Source organism: Pseudomonas fluorescens Q2-87 (assembly GCF_000281895.1).
Lineage (GTDB): Bacteria > Pseudomonadota > Gammaproteobacteria > Pseudomonadales > Pseudomonadaceae > Aquipseudomonas > Aquipseudomonas fluorescens_S.
This window is the reverse complement of record NZ_CM001558.1, coordinates 2,410,146-2,425,798: the sequence shown is the minus strand read 5'-3', so window position 1 is coordinate 2,425,798 and position 15,653 is coordinate 2,410,146. Positions and strand designations below refer to the sequence as shown.

Sequence of the window (15,653 nt, the reverse complement as noted above, 5' to 3'; positions counted from 1 at the left end):
GCATGCGTCATGAATAATCCACTGGCGCCCGCACCGGGCATCCGCGTCAGCCTTTCGGAGCTGATCGAGATGCGCCATCGCGTGCGCGAAGTGCAGTTGTTCTCGACGCCGGGCCAGCGCAGCCCGTTGATCGGCCTGCATCACTCCAAGCTGCGCGGGCGCGGGGTGGACTTCGATCAGGTGCGGGTCTACCAGGCCGGTGACGACGTGCGCACCATCGACTGGCGCGTCACCGCCCGGACCCAGGAACCCCACACCAAGCTGTTTCACGAAGAACGGGAACGACCGATCTTCATCATGATCGAGCAAAGCCATCGGCTGTTCTTCGGTTCGGGGCTGGTGTTCAAGTCGGTACTCGCCGCCCAGGCCGCCAGCCTGATCGGCTGGGCCGCGCTGGGGCACAATGATCGGGTCGGCGGCCTGGTGTTCGGCAATAACACCCATTACGAGGTCAAGCCCCGGCGCAGCAAGCAGAGCCTTCTGCAACTGCTCAACCGTCTGGTGCGGGTCAATCAGTCATTGCACACCGAAGGCGAGCCGGACCGCGACTCGTTCGGCATCGCCCTGCGTCGGGCCCGGGAAGTGCTGCGGCCCGGTAGCCTGGTGATCGTGATTTGCGACGAGCGCGCGCTGTCCGACAGCGCCGAGCAGCAACTGAGCCTGCTGTCGCGTCATTGCGACCTGTTGCTGCTGCCGCTGTCGGACCCGCTGGACCATGCCTTGCCGGCCGCCGGCTTGCTGCGTTTCGCCCAACGCGACGCGCAACTGGAACTCGATACGCTGAACTTCGAACTGCGCCAGGCCTATCGCGCCCAGGCCGAGGCTCGCCAGGAGCGCTGGGAGATGCTGGCGCAAAAGTTGCGGATCCTGATGATGCCCCTCAGCACCCAAGGCGACATGGTCGAACAGCTGCGCGAATACCTGAACCCCAAGCGGGCCGGGAAAAGCCGATGAGCAGCCTGGATCAATTGCAGCCCCTGATGGCGCCGCCCCCTATCGGTTTCTGGCCCCCGGCGCCGGGCTGGTGGTTGCTGCTGGTGATGTTGCCGCTGCTGGGCCTGGGGTTGTGGCAACTGCGTCGGTTCATACCCGCCAAGCGCACCGCTGCCCGTGCCGATCAGCCCCTGGACCCGGTGCGCCTGGCTGCCCTGGCCGAACTCGCCCTGCTGCCCAAGCCCTACGACGGCGCGCCGGCAGGCGCCTGGCTGCAACAACTCAACGGGCTGCTCAAGCGCCTGTGCCGCAACCATTATCCCTACAGCCAGAGTCATACCCTGAACGGGCGTAAATGGCTGGCCTTCCTGGATAACCGCTGCCCGGCGGCCGGCCTGACCCGCTGGATGGTGCTCGTTGAAGGTGCCTACAAACCCGAATGCAAGCTCGACGACAAAGCCATTGCTGGCCTGACCCAGGCAGTCGAAACCTGGATTCGCAAACATGTTTGAATTCGCCTGGCCGTGGATGTTCGCCCTGTTGCCGCTGCCCTGGCTGATGCGCCTGGTGCTGCCGGCGGCCGACAGCGGCGAGCCAGCGCTCAAGGTCAGCTTCCTGGACGACCTCGAAGGCCTCGTCGGGCGTCGAGCGAGGGCCAACCTGCCGACCTGGCGCCAACAAGCCCCCTTCATGCTGCTGTGGCTGCTGTTGCTGATGGCTGCCGCCCGACCGCAGTGGCTGGGGGAGCCGTTGCCCATTGCCTCCAGCGGCCGCGACTTGCTGGTGGCGGTGGACGTTTCCGGTTCCATGGATTTCCCTGACATGCAGTGGAAGGACGAGGAGATCAGTCGCCTCTCGCTGGTCCAGCACATGCTGGGGGATTTCCTCGAAGGTCGCGAAGGTGACCGGGTCGGCCTGATCCTGTTTGGCAGCCAGGCGTACCTGCAGGCCCCGCTGACGTTCGACCGCCGCACCGTGCGACATTGGCTCGACGAAGCACGCATCGGCATCGCCGGCAAGAACACCGCCATCGGCGATGCCATCGGCCTGGCCCTCAAGCGCCTGCGCCAGCGCCCGGCCCACAGCCGCGTGCTGATCCTGGTCACCGATGGCGCCAACAACGGCGGCGAAATAGACCCGTTGACCGCCGCGCGGCTGGCCGCTGAAGAAGGCGTGAAAATCTATCCGATCGGCATCGGCGCCGATCCGGAACAAAGCGGCACCGCAGGCTTCCTGGGGGTCAACCCGAGCCTGGACCTCGACGAGCCAACCCTCAAGGACATCGCTCAGGTCACGGGCGGCCGTTATTTCCGCGCCCAGGATGGTGAACAATTACTGACGATCAAGACCACCCTCGACCAGCTTGAACCGGTGGCCCAGCAACCGACCCAGGCCCGCCCCGCCCTGGCGCTTTATCATTGGCCACTGACCATTGCGCTGTTGTTGAGCGTGTTGCTGGTGGTCCGGGTACGCTGGCCTGACAACCCATTGCAGCGCCTGTTTACGCAACCGCTGTTCCAGCCGACCCAACACACCGAATGGCGCCAGCGCCTCAAGCGCCTGCGCTTGCGGAGGCGCCGATGATCGCTTTATGGCCGCATTGGCTGCGCCCCTGGTTTGTGTTGCTGCTACCGCTGCTCGGTTGGTTGCTCTGGCAACTGTGGCATCGGCAGAAACGGGTGGGCCGCTGGCAGATGATCCTGCCTGCCGCGTTTCATGCCGCGCTGCTCAGTGGCGGCAACGGCCGTGAAAGCAAACTGCCGTGGATTGCCCTGGGCCTGGGTTGGCTGTTGATCGTGCTCGCATTGCTGGGCCCGAGCTGGGCGCGGGTCGAACAGACCAGCCAGAAACCCGCCGACCCGCTGGTGGTAGTGCTGGAGCTGACCCCGGAAATGCTCGCCACCGACGTTCCTCCCACACGCCTGGAACAGGCCCGGCGCAAGGTGCTGGACCTGCTGCAAAGCCGCAGCGATGCCCAGACCGCCATCATCGTCTATGCCGGCAGTGCCCACACGCTGGTGCCGCTGTCCGATGACCTGTCCACCAGCGCCAACCTGCTCGAAGCCCTCGCGCCATCGATCATGCCGCAAAGCGGCCATCGTGCCGATCTCGCAATCAACAAGGCCATTGCCCTGCTGAACCAGGGCGAGCTGGGTCACGGTCGGATCCTGCTGATTGGTTCGTCGTTGAACGAACAAGAGCGCCAAGGCATCCGTCAGGTCCTGGACGGCTCCGCCACGCAATGGTTGATGTTGGGCATCGGCACCCGCGAAGGCGCCCCGGTCGCCCAAGAAGACGGCAGTTACCTCAAGGACGCCCAGGGCGCGATCCTGATGCCGCGCCTGGATAGCCCGGGCCTCAAATCCTTCGCCAACGAGCTGGACGGCCGTTATCGGCCCGCGCGCCTGGACGACAGCGACCTGCGCGGCCTGGGCCTGATGGACGGCCCGCGTCATCTGCGCAGCGACGGCCAGACGTTGCGGCTGGACACCTGGGCCGACCAGGGTTACTGGCTGCTACTGCCGCTGTTGCTGCTGGCCGCTTGCGCCGGGCGTCGAGGCTGGCTGTTCTGCCTGCCGCTGCTGTTCATGTTGCCGCAAACCGGGCACGCCTTCGAATTTCAGGACCTGTGGTTGCGCCCCGATCAGCAGGGCCAGCATCTGCTCAAGCAGAAACGCCCGGCCGAGGCCGCCGCGCACTTCGAGGACCGCCAATGGCAAGGTGTCGCCCTGTACGAAGCCGGCGACTACGGCGAAGCCGCCCGGCGCTTCGCCGAGGGCACCGACGCCCGCGCCCATTACAATCGTGGCAATGCCCTGGCCAGGAGTGGCGAACTGGAGGCGGCGCTGGATGCGTATGAACAGGCCCTGGAATTGCAACCGGACCTGCGTCCCGCCCAGACCAACAAAGCACTGGTGGAAAGCCTGTTGAAAGAACAGGCACCGCCTGCGGAAGAACCCAAGCCTGCCGAAAGCGAGGAGCCGGGCCCCGCCGAGCAATCACCGGATGCCGATACCGCCACCCAGTCTTCGGAGCCTGGACAGCCCTCCTCCGAGAGCACAGCGACGCCGGACGAGTCCCAGCCGCCCCGGACAGCGCAACCGCCCACGGCCCAGGATGTACCGGGCAGCGAACTGCCCGATGAGCAGACCACCACGCCGCCCCTGCGCCCCGCCGCCGGGCAGCGCAACGATGAAGAACAGCGCCAGGCCATGGAACAATGGCTGCGCCAGATCCCGGATAACCCTGGCGAACTGCTCAGGCGTAAATTCTGGTATGAACAGCAAAGCCATCAGGCCCAGGGAAAAACCCAATGACCCGCTTCACCGCCCTTCTTCTCGTGTTGCTGCTCTGGGCCTCTGCAACCCAGGCCGCGCAGCTGACGGCCAGCGTGGACCGCAGCCGCTTGAATTCCGGGGAAACGGTCGAGCTGACCCTGGAATCCAATGACGCGACCTTGTTTGGCAAACCCGACCTGGGCCCGCTCCAGGCCTTGTTCGATGTGCGCGGTACCCGCCAGGTCAACCAACTGACCACCCTCGACGGTGAGAACCGCGCCACCACCCGTTGGATCGTGACCCTGCTGCCGCGCCAAAGCGGCACCGTGGTCATCCCGCCTTTGCAACTGGGGGAAACGACCAGCCAGCCCATTACCCTGCAAGTGATCGAGAGCGAAACCCGCAATGCGTCCGGCACCCTGGCGCCGGTATTCATCGAAGCGAGCCTCGACCAGACCCAGGTGTATGTGCAGGCCCAGGCGATCCTGACCCTGCGCATCTACCATTCGGTGTCGCTCTACGACGACAGCAGCCTGACGCCGCTGCACATCCCCGACGCCCGCACCGAGCAGTTGGGCGAGTCGCGCACCTATGAGAAAGTCATCAACGATGTGCGCCATGGCGTGATCGAACTGCGTTATGGCATCTATCCGCAGCGCAGCGGCGAATTGGCGATTCCCGCCCAGACCTTCAGCGCCACCCTGGTCGAACCGGTGGCCCAGGATGCCGTCCCTTCGGGTCCCAAGCCCGGCCAGTTGATGCGCGTCAGTTCCGAGCAACTGCGCCTGACCGTCAACCCCAAGCCCGCCAGCTACCCAGCCGATGTACCTTGGCTGCCGGCACGCAGCCTGTCATTGAGCGAGAGCTGGAGCCCGGAACCGACCCACAGCCAGGTCGGCGACTCCCTGACCCGCAGCCTGACCCTGGAAGCCGAAGGCCTGGCCAGCGCCCAACTGCCGCCTCTGCCGGCCACCGAGATCAATGGCCTGAGGCGCTACCCGGACCAACCGGTCCTCAGCAGCCGCAGCAGCGAACGCGGACTGGTGGGCAGCCGTGAAGACCGCGAAGCACTGGTACCCAATCGCAGCGGCACCATCGAGCTGCCGCCGGTGGAAGTAGTCTGGTGGAACACCCTGGAAGATCACCTGGACCGCACCAGCCTTCCGGCGCGGACCCTGCAAGTGGCGAACAATCCCAGCCTGATGGTGGACACGCCGGCCGGTACGCCGCAGGTCGTGACCACGGTCGACAGCGACACGCTCTGGTATTGGCAACTGAGCACCTTGATCCTGGCCTGCACCACCGTGCTGGGCTTCGGCCTGTGGTGGCGAGGCCGCTGGCAGCCGGCCGTCCTGCGCTCGACCCAGGCCGGGCCGAGCCCGCGCACCTTGCTCGATGATCTCAAGCGCACCTGCCTGGCCAACGACCCCCACGCCACCCGCCAAGCCCTGGACGCCTGGGCCCGGCAACAACCGGAAACCCTGGCCGACATGGCGGCGCGCTTCGTGCCACTGTCCGACGCCCTCGACGGCCTCAACGGCGCGCTCTACAGCGAGACCGGCCAGACATGGCAAGGCGATGACCTGTGGCGGGCGATCCGCACCATTCCCGCTGCCGAACGCTCCCAGGACCCTCTGGGCGACAGCGGATTGCCGCCGCTTTATCCCAAATAATCCTGTTTCCTGGGGCGCTGTTTTTTGTGGCGAGGGAGCTTGCTCCCGCTGGGGCGCGCAGCGGCCCCTTTCTTGCGATTGCTGCGCAATCGAGCGGGAGCAAGCTCCCTCGCCACAGGCCTTGCTCCAATCCTGCAAAGTCGAGCAGGTCCTCTCCCCCGTTTCCCAGTAAACTCTGCTTCTTTTAGCCGCCCTCTTCAGGCGGCCATCATCTGTTTCTGGAGTTCACCTTGCGTCTGTTTCACACCTCCGACTGGCACCTGGGGCAAAACCTGCACGGCCAGGACCGCGATTTCGAACACGCCTGTTTTCTCGAATGGCTGTTGCGCCAGCTCAACAGTGAAAAACCCGACGTACTGCTGATCGCCGGCGATATCTTCGACACGGTGAACCCGCCGGTCAAAGCCCAGGAGCGGCTGTACGATTTCATCGTCAGCGCCCATGAGCAAAACGCCAACCTGACCATCGTGATGATCGCCGGCAACCACGACTCGGGCTCACGGATCGAGCTGCCGGCGCCCCTGATGCGGCGTTTGCGCACCCATGCCTTGGGTCGGGTGTTGTGGCTGGACGACGGCCAACTGGATGTCGAGCGTCTGCTGTTGCCGCTGCCCGACGCCAAGGGCAAGGTCAAGGCCTGGTGCCTGGCCCTGCCGTTCCTGCGGCCGGCTGAAGTCACCGGCGCGCAACTGGGCGATGACTATTTGCGGGGCATCGGCCAGGTTCATGAATGGCTGATCGCCGCCGCCAACGCCAAGCGCAAGAAGGGCCAGGCGCTGATTGCCGTCAGCCATGCGCACATGGCCGGCGGTTCGGTGTCCGAGGACTCCGAACGCAGCCTGATCATTGGCAATGCCGAGGCCTTGCCCGCCAGCCTGTTCGGCTCGAGCATCAGCTATGTCGCCCTGGGTCATTTGCACAAGCCGCAAAAGGTCAACGGCGAAGAGCGCATCCGCTATAGCGGCTCGCCGATTCCACTGTCGTTCTCGGAAATCGGCTACCAGCATCAGATCCTCGACGTGACCCTGGACGGGGAAACGCTGCTCAAGGTCGAGCCACGGCTGATTCCCCGTGCCGTCAACCTGCAACGCCTGGGCCCGGCGGCGCTGGCCGACATTCTTCTGCAACTTGAGGACCTGCCCGACATCGACCTGCTGGCCGACATCCAGCGCCAACCCTGGCTGGAAGTGCGGGTGCGCCTCGATGAGCCGCAGCCAGACCTGCGCCACCAAGTGGAAACCGCGCTGCAAGGCAAAGCCGTGCGACTGGTGCGCATTGCCGCCGAATACGCCGGCAGCGGCAGCGCCGGGGGCAGCGATGATGGCGCCGCCCTGATCGAACTGGACCAACTCAGCCCGCAGGAACTGTTCAGCCGCGCCTGGCAGGACACCTACGGCAACGACGTGGACGAACAGACCCTCAAGGATTTTGCCGTGCTGTTGCAAGACGTGCAGATGGAGAGCGAGCAACCATGAAGATCCTCGCTATCCGCCTGAAAAACCTCGCCTCCCTGGCCGGGCCGTTCGAAATCGATTTCACCGCTGAGCCCTTGGCCAGCGCCGGCCTGTTCGCGATTACCGGCCCCACGGGTGCCGGCAAGAGCACGCTGCTCGACGCCTTGTGCCTGGCGCTGTTCGGCGCCGTGCCGCGCCTCAACAACACCGGACGCGATGCCAAGGTGCCGGACGCCGACGGCGAAATCGCCACGGGCGATCCACGTACCCTGTTGCGCCGTGGTACGGGCGACGGTTATGCCGAAGTGGATTTTCGCGGCATCGACGGCCGCCGCTATCGCGCCCGCTGGGAAGCCAATCGCGCCCGGGAGAAAGCCGGCGGCAAGTTGCAAGCCAGCCGCCAGAGCTTGCGCGACCTGGACAACGATCAACTGCTGGCGAGCCAGAAAGGCGAATACAAGACCCAGCTCGAAGCAGCCCTGGGCCTGAACTTCGAGCAGTTCACCCGCGCCGTGCTGCTGGCCCAGAGCGAGTTCAGTGCTTTTCTCAAGGCCGACGACAACGAGCGCAGTGAGCTGTTGGAAAAACTCACCGACACCGCCCTGTACACCCGCCTCGGCCGCCGTGCCTTCGACAAGGCCAAGCAGGCCAAGGAAAGCCACAAACAATTGCAGGACCAGGCCACCGGCGTCACACCGCTGGCACCCGAGGCCCGGGCCGAGCTCGACCAGCGTTTCGACGAAGCCCAGCAACAGCTCAAGACCGAACAGGCGCAGCTCAAGCAATTGGAGCAACAGCACACCTGGCTCAAGGACCTGGATGTATTGAAGGACGAACAGGCCAGTGCCGCCGAGCAGTTGCAACAGGCCCAGGCCGATTGGAGCGCCCTGGCCGATGAACGCCTGAAACTGACGCGCCTGGAGCAACTGGCGCCGCAACGGCATCAATTCGTTCGCCAGACCGAACTCAATCGTCAGCTTGAACCGCTGGCAGCGCAGATCCGGCACCTCACCCAGCAGCAGATCGATTTGCATGCACAGCAGGCCGAACTGGAAAAAGCCCTGGACGAAGCGCAACGCTCGCTGACCAGCGCCCGGCAACAAAGCGTCGACAGCGCACCGCTGCTGCGCCAGGCCTTCGACGAGCAAAGCACCCTCGCCCGCCTGGCCCAAGAGGCGAACCTTGCCGCCGAACGCCAGGAACAGGCACAACAGGTCTGCGCCGAAGGCCAGCGCACGATCGACACCTTGCTCGAACAGCAGAAACAAGTGGCCGAGCGTTTGCAGCGCATCGCTGGCGAGCTTGAACAAAGCATCCACCTTGCACCGCTGAGCGATGCGTGGAATGCCTATCGTGATCGACTCCAACAATTGATGTTGATCGGCAATCGATTGAGCAAGGGCCAGGCCGAACTCGCCACGCTTGAGCAGGATGCCGCCCGCACCGCCGAAGAGCTGACGACCCGCCGGCAAGAACTTGAAGTGCTCTACAAGGAAGCCGGCGCCGAACCGGAAGCGGTGACCGAACAGCTCCAACTGCTCGGCACACTGCTGCAAGACAACCGCAAGCAACTACGAGCGTTCGAAGAGCTGACCCGGCTGTGGGCCAGCCAGCAAGACCTGGACAAACGTGGCGCCGACCTGGAACAACGCCAGCAACAGGCGTTGCAGGAACGCGACCGACTGGTGCGCGAAGGCGGCGAAGCCAAGGCCGAACTGACCATTGCCGAACAGACCCTGCGCGTCACCCGTGACCTGCTGGAACGTCAGCGCCTGGCCCGCAGCGAAAGCGTCGAGCAATTGCGCGCACAGTTGCAGGACGAACAGCCCTGCCCAGTGTGTGGCAGCGTCGAGCATCCTTATCATCAGCCCGAAGCCCTGCTGCAGAGCCTCGGTCGTCACGATGAAAACGAAGAGGCCAACGTTCGTAAAGCGGTCGAGCAGCTCAACGAAAAAGTCATCGACCTGCGCGCGCAATACAGTGGCGTCATCGCCCAGCTCAAGGAACTCAAACAGCAGCAGGAACAACTCGCTGTCCAGCAACAAAGCCTGGCGCCAAGCCTGGAAGCCCACCCGCTGTCGGCGCAATTGCTGGCCCAGGATCCGGAAAAACGCGACGCTTGGTTGGCCCAGCAGAACAGCCAGCTGCACCAGCGCATCGGCCAGGACGAACAGCGACAGACCGCCCTGCTGACGCTGCAGCAGGACGCCGCGCGCCTGGCGCAACAGCTGCGCAACGCCGAAACAGCGAGCCAGCAGGCCTCGCAGCACCTGACCAACCAGCAGCAAGCGTTGGCTCAGGATCGCCAGCGCCTGGACGAAGAGTTGAACCACTTCAGCGCCCTGTTGCCGGCCGATACGCTACAGGCCTTGCGCACCGAGCCCGCCGCGACCTTCATGCAGCTCGACCAGCAGATCGCCCAGCGCCTTGAGCAACTGGAACAGCAGCGCGACGAACTCGGCGAGCAGCTCCAGCGCCTGCAAGCTCTGGAAAAAGAGCAGGACCGCCAGCAGACCCGCATCCAACAACTGGAAGCGGCACGCCTGCAGTTCAACGCCCTGAGCGAGCAACAGCAGGCCTGCCAGGAAAAACTCGCGCAACTGCTCGGCCAACACGCCAGCGCCGAACAATGGCAGCACCAACTCGACCAGAGCCTGGAACAGACACGGGAGGCCGAGGCGACGGCCAATCGACGGTTGCAGCAGTTGCGCAACGATCTTGTGCAACTGGCCGCCGAACTCAAGGCCCGCCAGGAACAGGCGCAATCCCTGGAGCAGGAGCTTCAGGCCCTGGCTGCAGGTATCACACAGTGGCGCACCGGCCATCCTGAACTGGACGACGCCGCTATCGACGCCCTGCTCGGCCTGGATGAGCAACATATCAGCCAATTGCGCCAGCGCTTGCTCAACAGCGAAAAAGCCATCGAGCAGGCCCGTGTGTTGCTGACCGAACGCGAGCAGCGCCTACAGAACCACCAAACCCAGCACAACGGCAATCTGTTGCCGGAGCAATTGGCCGAAGCCCTCACCGCGCTGCAAGCCCGATTCGCCGCCAGCGAACAAAACTGCGCCGAGTTACGAGCCCAGCAGGCCGAGGACCTGCGCCGACAGAACGCCAACCAGGCCCTGGCCCGACAGATCGAACAGGCCTACGCCGAATACCAGCGCTGGGCACGCCTCGATGCCCTGATCGGCTCCGCCACCGGCGACCGTTTCCGCAAACTGGCCCAGGCCTACAACCTCGACTTGCTGGTGCACCACGCCAACGCCCAGTTGCGCCAGTTGGTGCGCCGTTACCGACTCAAACGCGGCGGCAGCATGCTCGGGCTGCTGGTGATGGACACGGAGATGGGCGATGAACTGCGCTCAGTGCACTCGTTGTCCGGCGGCGAAACCTTCCTCGTTTCCCTGGCCTTGGCGCTGGGCCTGGCCTCGATGGCATCCAGCACGCTGAAAATCGAGTCGCTGTTCATCGACGAAGGGTTCGGCAGCCTCGATCCCGAATCGCTGCAACTGGCGATGGACGCCCTCGATGGCTTGCAGGCCCAGGGTCGCAAGGTCGCGGTGATTTCCCACGTGCAGGAAATGCATGAGCGGATTCCGGTACAGATCCAGGTTCGTCGCCAGGGCAATGGACTGAGCACGGTGGAGGTGAAATGAGCTGCGCCACGCTCTACTCCTTCCGCCGCTGCCCCTATGCGATGCGAGCGCGGATGGCGCTGCGCTACAGCGCTGTCGAGGTAGACATTATCGAAGTCAGCCTGAAGGCCAAGCCAGCCCAGATGCTCGCACTGTCCAGCAAAGGCACGGTGCCTGTATTGGAAGCCGATGGCAGGGTGATCGATGAGAGCCTGGAAATCATGGCCTGGGCCTTGGACCGGAATGACCCAAACGATTGGCGGCTGTTGCATGATTGCGAGGGACAAGCGTTGACGGCGACGCTGATCGAGGAAAACGACCAGGTGTTCAAGCAGCACCTGAACCGCTACAAATACCCCGAGCGCCATCCTGGACAGCCGATGGAGCATTATCGGGCCGAGGGGGAGGTTTTTCTGGGGCGGTTGGAAGCGCTGCTCGAAGCGCGGCCGTTCCTGGCGGCGAATCACCAAAGCCTGGCCGACGTGGCGCTGATGCCCTTCGTGCGGCAGTTTGCCCATGTCGATCGCGAGTGGTTCGCCCAGGCGCCTTATCCGCATTTGCAGCGGTGGCTGCAACGGTTTCTGACGTCCGAGCTGTTCGTGGCGATCATGGCCAAGTAACCATTCATTCGATGCAAACGCTTACGTGGCGAGGGAGCTTGCTCCCGCTGGGCCGCGCAGCGGACCCTTTATGGCGATTGCTGCGCAATCGAGCGGGAGCAAGCTCCCTCGCCACATAGGCAACCTGCCCTTTCCAACCGACCCGATCAGTCGCTAAGCAAACTCAACAATCGCTCGCGCGCCACTTCCAACTCGCCGGAATCCGGCTGGGCGGCTGAAACAATCGGGGTTGAATAAAGAAACAGCAACATCACTGCCAGACGCATTGCCATGGTGTCGATCCTTAATCTGCAAAGGAGTCAATTTGTCAGCGTCAAATTTAAACACATGGCTATATGATATTACAGCAAGTATTTTCATAAACGACGAAGCCTGCGATCTTTTCTCTTCAGTCAAAGACGAAAAGATCGCAGGCTTCATTGGTTGCGGGGCGCTCAGTGTTGGATCTTGTGGTCCAGCGCTGCATAGAAATTGGCGCTCTGTTGCAGGTATTTCTGGGTGTAGCTCTGGGTGCTGTTTTTTTTGTTGCTGATCTCGATGCTGGCACTGGCTGGCAGCGCTACGGTGGCGGAGATAGCGGAAGCGGCGATGACGGAGAAGAGATTCAGGTTCATGGCGGTAGTCCTCGGATTCAGTTGGCTTAATGGCCGGTGGGGCCGTGAAGCAAACTTACGCGCCGAGGCGTCCCGCTTTGAAATGCTTTGCAATACTAGCGACTATCAGTCTTCTTGATACAACCGCGCAGGCCCCGAATAACGGGGCCTGCGGTCTATTGAGGGACAATGAATTTCACATCGCTCGGCGCATCGATGGGCAGTTTCTGCACGGTTTTACCCAGTAAGCCGGTCTTGGGATCACGCTCCAGCACCACGATCTGGTTGCTCTTCTGGTTGGCAACCAGCAGGAACTTGCCGCTTGGGTCGAGGCTGAACTCCCGAGGATGATCTCCCTCGACGGAGCGCCGCTGCAGCTCTTTCAGCGTGCCTGCGGCCGGGTCGATGGCAAACACCAGCAGTTCATTGGTGGTGCCACGGTTACTCACATAGAGGAACTTGCCGTCCCGGGAAGCATGCAACGCCGCCGCTGCCCTGCCCGGCTGAGGCTTGCCCGCCGCCAGGTCGACCAGTTGACGCTGGGTCAAGCGTCCGTCCTGGTAATCGAACACGGCCACTTGCGCGCTCATTTCCATCGTCAGCCAGGCGTGCTTGCCATCAGCGCTGAACAGCAGGTGACGCGGACCGCTGCCGGGCGGCAGTTGCACGAAGGCCGGATCGGCGGCGGTCAACGGCAGCTCGGGGTTGGCCTTGGGGTCGTAGCGGTAGATGAAGACTTTGTCCGCTCCCAGGTCGTTGGCGAACACAAACCGGCCATCGGGTGAGGACACGGCAGAATGCACATGAGCCGATAGCTGCCGCTCGGGATTGACCCGACTTGGCTGATGGCTACTCAACTGCACCACGGATGACAGCTTGCCGCTGGCGTCCACCGGCAACACCGCCAGGGTGCCGCCCGGGTCTTCCACGACTGAATAATTGCTGACCAGCAGATGCCGACCGTCGCCCGTGAGGCTGGAATGGGTCGGCTCGTTGCCCAGGGACTGCACCTGGTTGATCAGGCTCAGGTCATGGGACTTTGCGTCGATGGCGTAGCTGCTGACTTTGCCCACCGGGTCTTTCTGGCCCGGTCCGTTTTCGTTGACCACGAACAGCCGGGTCATGTCAGGGGAAAGGGTCAGCCACGAAGGGTTGTCCGTCTTGATCACTTGCAGTGGGTTGGCATCGAGCTGGCCGGTACGGCTGTCGAATTGCAGGCGGTAGATGCCCTGGCTCTGGCCGGCGGTGTAGGAACCGACCAGCAATTGATGACGCTCGTCGGTACCTGCCTGGACGCCCATGGCGCCCACGCTGCCGGCCATCAACAGTGGCCAGAGACTACGCATTTTCATCTTCGTCGTCCTCATCGTCGTGGCCGCTGGTCGCTTCCACGCATTCCAGATGGTGGTCGCCGGAGTCACTGGTGATGATCCAGTGATTCGAGGCCTTGTCGAACGTCGCGGCCTGCATTTGCGCCGGCGTGAAGCGCCAGTGCTCGAGGGTGCGGCCGTTCATGCACTCGACGTGCAACTGGTCCTGCTCGTCGAGCTCAAAATTGAATGCGTGCAGCCCGTCGATAATCAGCATGTCGCAGGATTCGAGGGCTTGCAGCAGGGGGGCGGTTACGGCAGTCATGGTGATCAGTCGGTCGTTGGGAAAGTTGGCATGATAACCCAATGTGCGAGTGGGCCTTGGGCCATAACTTCAGAAGCGAGGTTGACTGGACTGTCACCTTCGCGAGCAAGCCCGCTCCCACAATGGGATGAGCGGCGAACACACATTTTGTATCCGTACAAATCCACTGTGGGAGCGGGCTTGCCCGCGAAGAGGCCGGCCCATCCAACTTCAATGCGCCTGCCTCACCGCAACCCTCAGAGCGCCTCGCGCCCCGGCACCCCATCCACCAGCCGCTGGATGCCCAGCGGGTTGGCGTTCTTCAGCGGCTCCGGCAGCAAGCTGTCCGGATAGTTCTGGAAGCACACCGGACGCAGGAAACGATCGATTGCCAATGTCCCTACCGAAGTGCCACGGGCATCGGAGGTCGCCGGGTAAGGCCCGCCGTGAACCATCGAATCACACACCTCGACCCCAGTCGGATACCCGTTGAGCAGGATGCGACCGACCTTCTGTTCCAGCAGCGGCGTCAATTCGCTGAACTGCTCGAAGTCCGCCGGCTCGCCGATCATCGTTGCGGTCAGCTGGCCGTGCAGGCCATTCAACGCGGCGCTGAGTTGCGCCTGGTCCGCCACTTCGACGAATACTGTGGTCGGGCCGAACACTTCTTCCTGCAAGACCTCGTCGCCGTTGATCAACAGGCTGGCATCGGCCTTGAACAGTTGCGGCTGGGCCTGGTTGCCCTGTTGCGCGCGGCCGGCCAAGTGTTCGATGCCCGGGTGCGCCAGGAGTTTTTCCAGGCCTTTGCCGTAGCTTTGCAGCGTGCCGGCATTGAGCATGGTTTGCGGCGCCTGGTCGCCGATCAGCGCAGCCACCTGTTGGGTGAAAGCAGTGAATTGCGGCGAGCGAATGCCAATCACCAGGCCGGGATTGGTGCAGAACTGGCCGCAACCCTGCACCACCGAGGCGGTCAAGTCGCGAGCGACGCTGTCGGCGCGGGCTTGCAGCGCTTGCGGCAACACGATCACGGGGTTGATGCTCGACATCTCGGCAAAGACCGGGATCGGCTGTGGCCGGGCGGCCGCCATGTCGCACAGGGCACGTCCACCCCGCAGTGAGCCGGTGAAGCCCACGGCCTGGATCGCCGGATGCTTGACCAGCCATTCGCCGACGCCGCCACCGTAGATCATGTTGAAGACGCCGGCTGGCATCGCGGTTTTTTCCGCCGCGCGGATGATCGCGTCGGCGACGTGCTCAGCGGTCGCCATGTGGCCGCTGTGGGCCTTGAACACCACCGGGCACCCGGCGGCCAGGGCCGACGCGGTGTCACCACCCGCCGTGGAAAACGCCAGGGGGAAGTTGCTGGCGCCAAACACCGCCACCGGCCCCAGTCCGATGCGGTATTGACGCAGGTCCGGACGCGGCAGCGGCGTGCGCTCAGGCAATGCCCGGTCGATGCGCGCACCGTAGAAGTCACCGCGGCGCAGGACTTTGGCAAACAGACGCATCTGGCCACTGGTGCGCCCGCGCTCGCCCTGGATCCGTGCCGCCGGCAACGCGGTTTCACGGCAGACCACAGCCACGAACTCGTCGCCCAGGGTATCCAGTTCGTCGGCAATGGCCTCGAGAAATTCCGCCCGGCGCGCCGCGCTCAGGCTCCGGTAGGCCGGATAAGCCGCGGCGGCGGCCTTGGCGGCGGCATCGACTTCTTCTGCCGTGGCCTGGACGAAGTCATGCGGCAAGGCCTCGCCAGTGCTGGCGTCGACGCTTTGCAGGCGAGTCTGGCCGGCCGCGCTGCGCGTCCCGCCGATGTAGTTGTGACCAAGGATCTGGTTCATCGCAAGTCTCCT

13 protein-coding genes are annotated in these 15,653 nt (G+C 63.8%); 8 read left to right on the top strand and 5 right to left on the bottom strand.

Annotated elements, in window-relative coordinates; genetic code table 11:
• The first annotated feature begins 9 nt into the window (after window positions 1-9).
• The 8 genes from PFLQ2_RS16735 to PFLQ2_RS16770 all read left to right on the top strand — a co-directional run bounded on the left by PFLQ2_RS16735 (window position 10) and on the right by PFLQ2_RS16770 (window position 11,596).
• Complete coding sequence (locus PFLQ2_RS16735; protein ID WP_003180693.1) at window positions 10-954, top strand: DUF58 domain-containing protein; 945 nt, start codon at window positions 10-12, stop codon at window positions 952-954.
• On the top strand, window positions 951-1,445 hold the full coding sequence (locus PFLQ2_RS16740; protein ID WP_003180691.1) for a DUF4381 domain-containing protein: 495 nt from the start codon (window positions 951-953) through the stop codon (window positions 1,443-1,445). Before PFLQ2_RS16735 ends, PFLQ2_RS16740 begins: the two co-directional genes overlap by 4 nt.
• Entirely contained in the window at window positions 1,438-2,517 is a 1,080-nt protein-coding gene (locus tag PFLQ2_RS16745; protein ID WP_003180689.1) for a vWA domain-containing protein, read from the top strand. Before PFLQ2_RS16740 ends, PFLQ2_RS16745 begins: the two co-directional genes overlap by 8 nt.
• On the top strand, window positions 2,514-4,250 hold the full coding sequence (locus PFLQ2_RS16750) for a vWA domain-containing protein (protein WP_003180688.1): 1,737 nt from the start codon (window positions 2,514-2,516) through the stop codon (window positions 4,248-4,250). The genes PFLQ2_RS16745 and PFLQ2_RS16750 overlap by 4 nt, the downstream gene beginning before the upstream one ends.
• The gene (locus tag PFLQ2_RS16755) at window positions 4,247-5,884 is read left to right on the top strand and encodes a BatD family protein (protein ID WP_003180686.1); all 1,638 of its coding nucleotides are present in this window, start codon (window positions 4,247-4,249) and stop codon (window positions 5,882-5,884) included. Before PFLQ2_RS16750 ends, PFLQ2_RS16755 begins: the two co-directional genes overlap by 4 nt.
• Before the next feature lie 230 nt (window positions 5,885-6,114).
• The gene (locus PFLQ2_RS16760) at window positions 6,115-7,359 is read left to right on the top strand and encodes an exonuclease SbcCD subunit D C-terminal domain-containing protein (protein ID WP_003180684.1); all 1,245 of its coding nucleotides are present in this window, start codon (window positions 6,115-6,117) and stop codon (window positions 7,357-7,359) included.
• Complete coding sequence (locus tag PFLQ2_RS16765; protein ID WP_003180682.1) at window positions 7,356-10,997, top strand: AAA family ATPase; 3,642 nt, start codon at window positions 7,356-7,358, stop codon at window positions 10,995-10,997. The genes PFLQ2_RS16760 and PFLQ2_RS16765 overlap by 4 nt, the downstream gene beginning before the upstream one ends.
• Window positions 10,994-11,596: a glutathione S-transferase gene (locus tag PFLQ2_RS16770; RefSeq protein ID WP_003180681.1), complete on the top strand. Its 603-nt coding sequence runs from the start codon at window positions 10,994-10,996 to the stop codon at window positions 11,594-11,596. The genes PFLQ2_RS16765 and PFLQ2_RS16770 overlap by 4 nt, the downstream gene beginning before the upstream one ends.
• Window positions 11,597-11,742: 146 nt before the next feature.
• On the opposite strand, the gene PFLQ2_RS30810 is transcribed toward PFLQ2_RS16770, so the two are convergent.
• From PFLQ2_RS30810 to PFLQ2_RS16790, 5 genes are all read right to left on the bottom strand, one after another.
• Complete coding sequence (locus PFLQ2_RS30810) at window positions 11,743-11,868, bottom strand: hypothetical protein (RefSeq protein WP_003180680.1); 126 nt, start codon at window positions 11,866-11,868, stop codon at window positions 11,743-11,745.
• Between the two features lie 162 nt (window positions 11,869-12,030).
• Window positions 12,031-12,210, bottom strand: coding sequence for a hypothetical protein (locus tag PFLQ2_RS16775; protein WP_003180676.1), 180 nt, complete (start codon window positions 12,208-12,210; stop codon window positions 12,031-12,033).
• A 155-nt stretch (window positions 12,211-12,365) separates the two neighbouring features.
• A complete protein-coding gene (locus PFLQ2_RS16780; RefSeq protein ID WP_033045980.1) occupies window positions 12,366-13,541 on the bottom strand; it encodes a lactonase family protein in 1,176 nt (391 codons plus the stop codon).
• Window positions 13,528-13,824, bottom strand: coding sequence for a DUF5629 family protein (locus PFLQ2_RS16785; protein WP_050551598.1), 297 nt, complete (start codon window positions 13,822-13,824; stop codon window positions 13,528-13,530). The genes PFLQ2_RS16780 and PFLQ2_RS16785 overlap by 14 nt, the downstream gene beginning before the upstream one ends.
• A 236-nt stretch (window positions 13,825-14,060) precedes the next feature.
• Window positions 14,061-15,641 (bottom strand): aldehyde dehydrogenase (NADP(+)), encoded by a 1,581-nt coding sequence (locus tag PFLQ2_RS16790; RefSeq protein WP_003180671.1) that lies wholly within the window; start codon window positions 15,639-15,641, stop codon window positions 14,061-14,063.
• Window positions 15,642-15,653: the final 12 nt, after the last annotated feature.

Coding starts and splice junctions, on each gene's coding strand:
- PFLQ2_RS16735 (WP_003180693.1), top strand. CDS start 10: ATGAATAATCCACTGGCGCCCGCACCGGGCATCCGCGTCAGCCTTTCG.
- PFLQ2_RS16745 (WP_003180689.1), top strand. CDS start 1,438: ATGTTTGAATTCGCCTGGCCGTGGATGTTCGCCCTGTTGCCGCTGCCC.
- PFLQ2_RS16770 (WP_003180681.1), top strand. CDS start 10,994: ATGAGCTGCGCCACGCTCTACTCCTTCCGCCGCTGCCCCTATGCGATG.
- PFLQ2_RS30810 (WP_003180680.1), bottom strand. CDS start 11,868: ATGGCAATGCGTCTGGCAGTGATGTTGCTGTTTCTTTATTCAACCCCG.
- PFLQ2_RS16740 (WP_003180691.1), top strand. CDS start 951: ATGAGCAGCCTGGATCAATTGCAGCCCCTGATGGCGCCGCCCCCTATC.
- PFLQ2_RS16755 (WP_003180686.1), top strand. CDS start 4,247: ATGACCCGCTTCACCGCCCTTCTTCTCGTGTTGCTGCTCTGGGCCTCT.
- PFLQ2_RS16775 (WP_003180676.1), bottom strand. CDS start 12,210: ATGAACCTGAATCTCTTCTCCGTCATCGCCGCTTCCGCTATCTCCGCC.
- PFLQ2_RS16750 (WP_003180688.1), top strand. CDS start 2,514: ATGATCGCTTTATGGCCGCATTGGCTGCGCCCCTGGTTTGTGTTGCTG.
- PFLQ2_RS16785 (WP_050551598.1), bottom strand. CDS start 13,824: ATGACTGCCGTAACCGCCCCCCTGCTGCAAGCCCTCGAATCCTGCGAC.
- PFLQ2_RS16780 (WP_033045980.1), bottom strand. CDS start 13,541: ATGAAAATGCGTAGTCTCTGGCCACTGTTGATGGCCGGCAGCGTGGGC.
- PFLQ2_RS16765 (WP_003180682.1), top strand. CDS start 7,356: ATGAAGATCCTCGCTATCCGCCTGAAAAACCTCGCCTCCCTGGCCGGG.
- PFLQ2_RS16790 (WP_003180671.1), bottom strand. CDS start 15,641: ATGAACCAGATCCTTGGTCACAACTACATCGGCGGGACGCGCAGCGCG.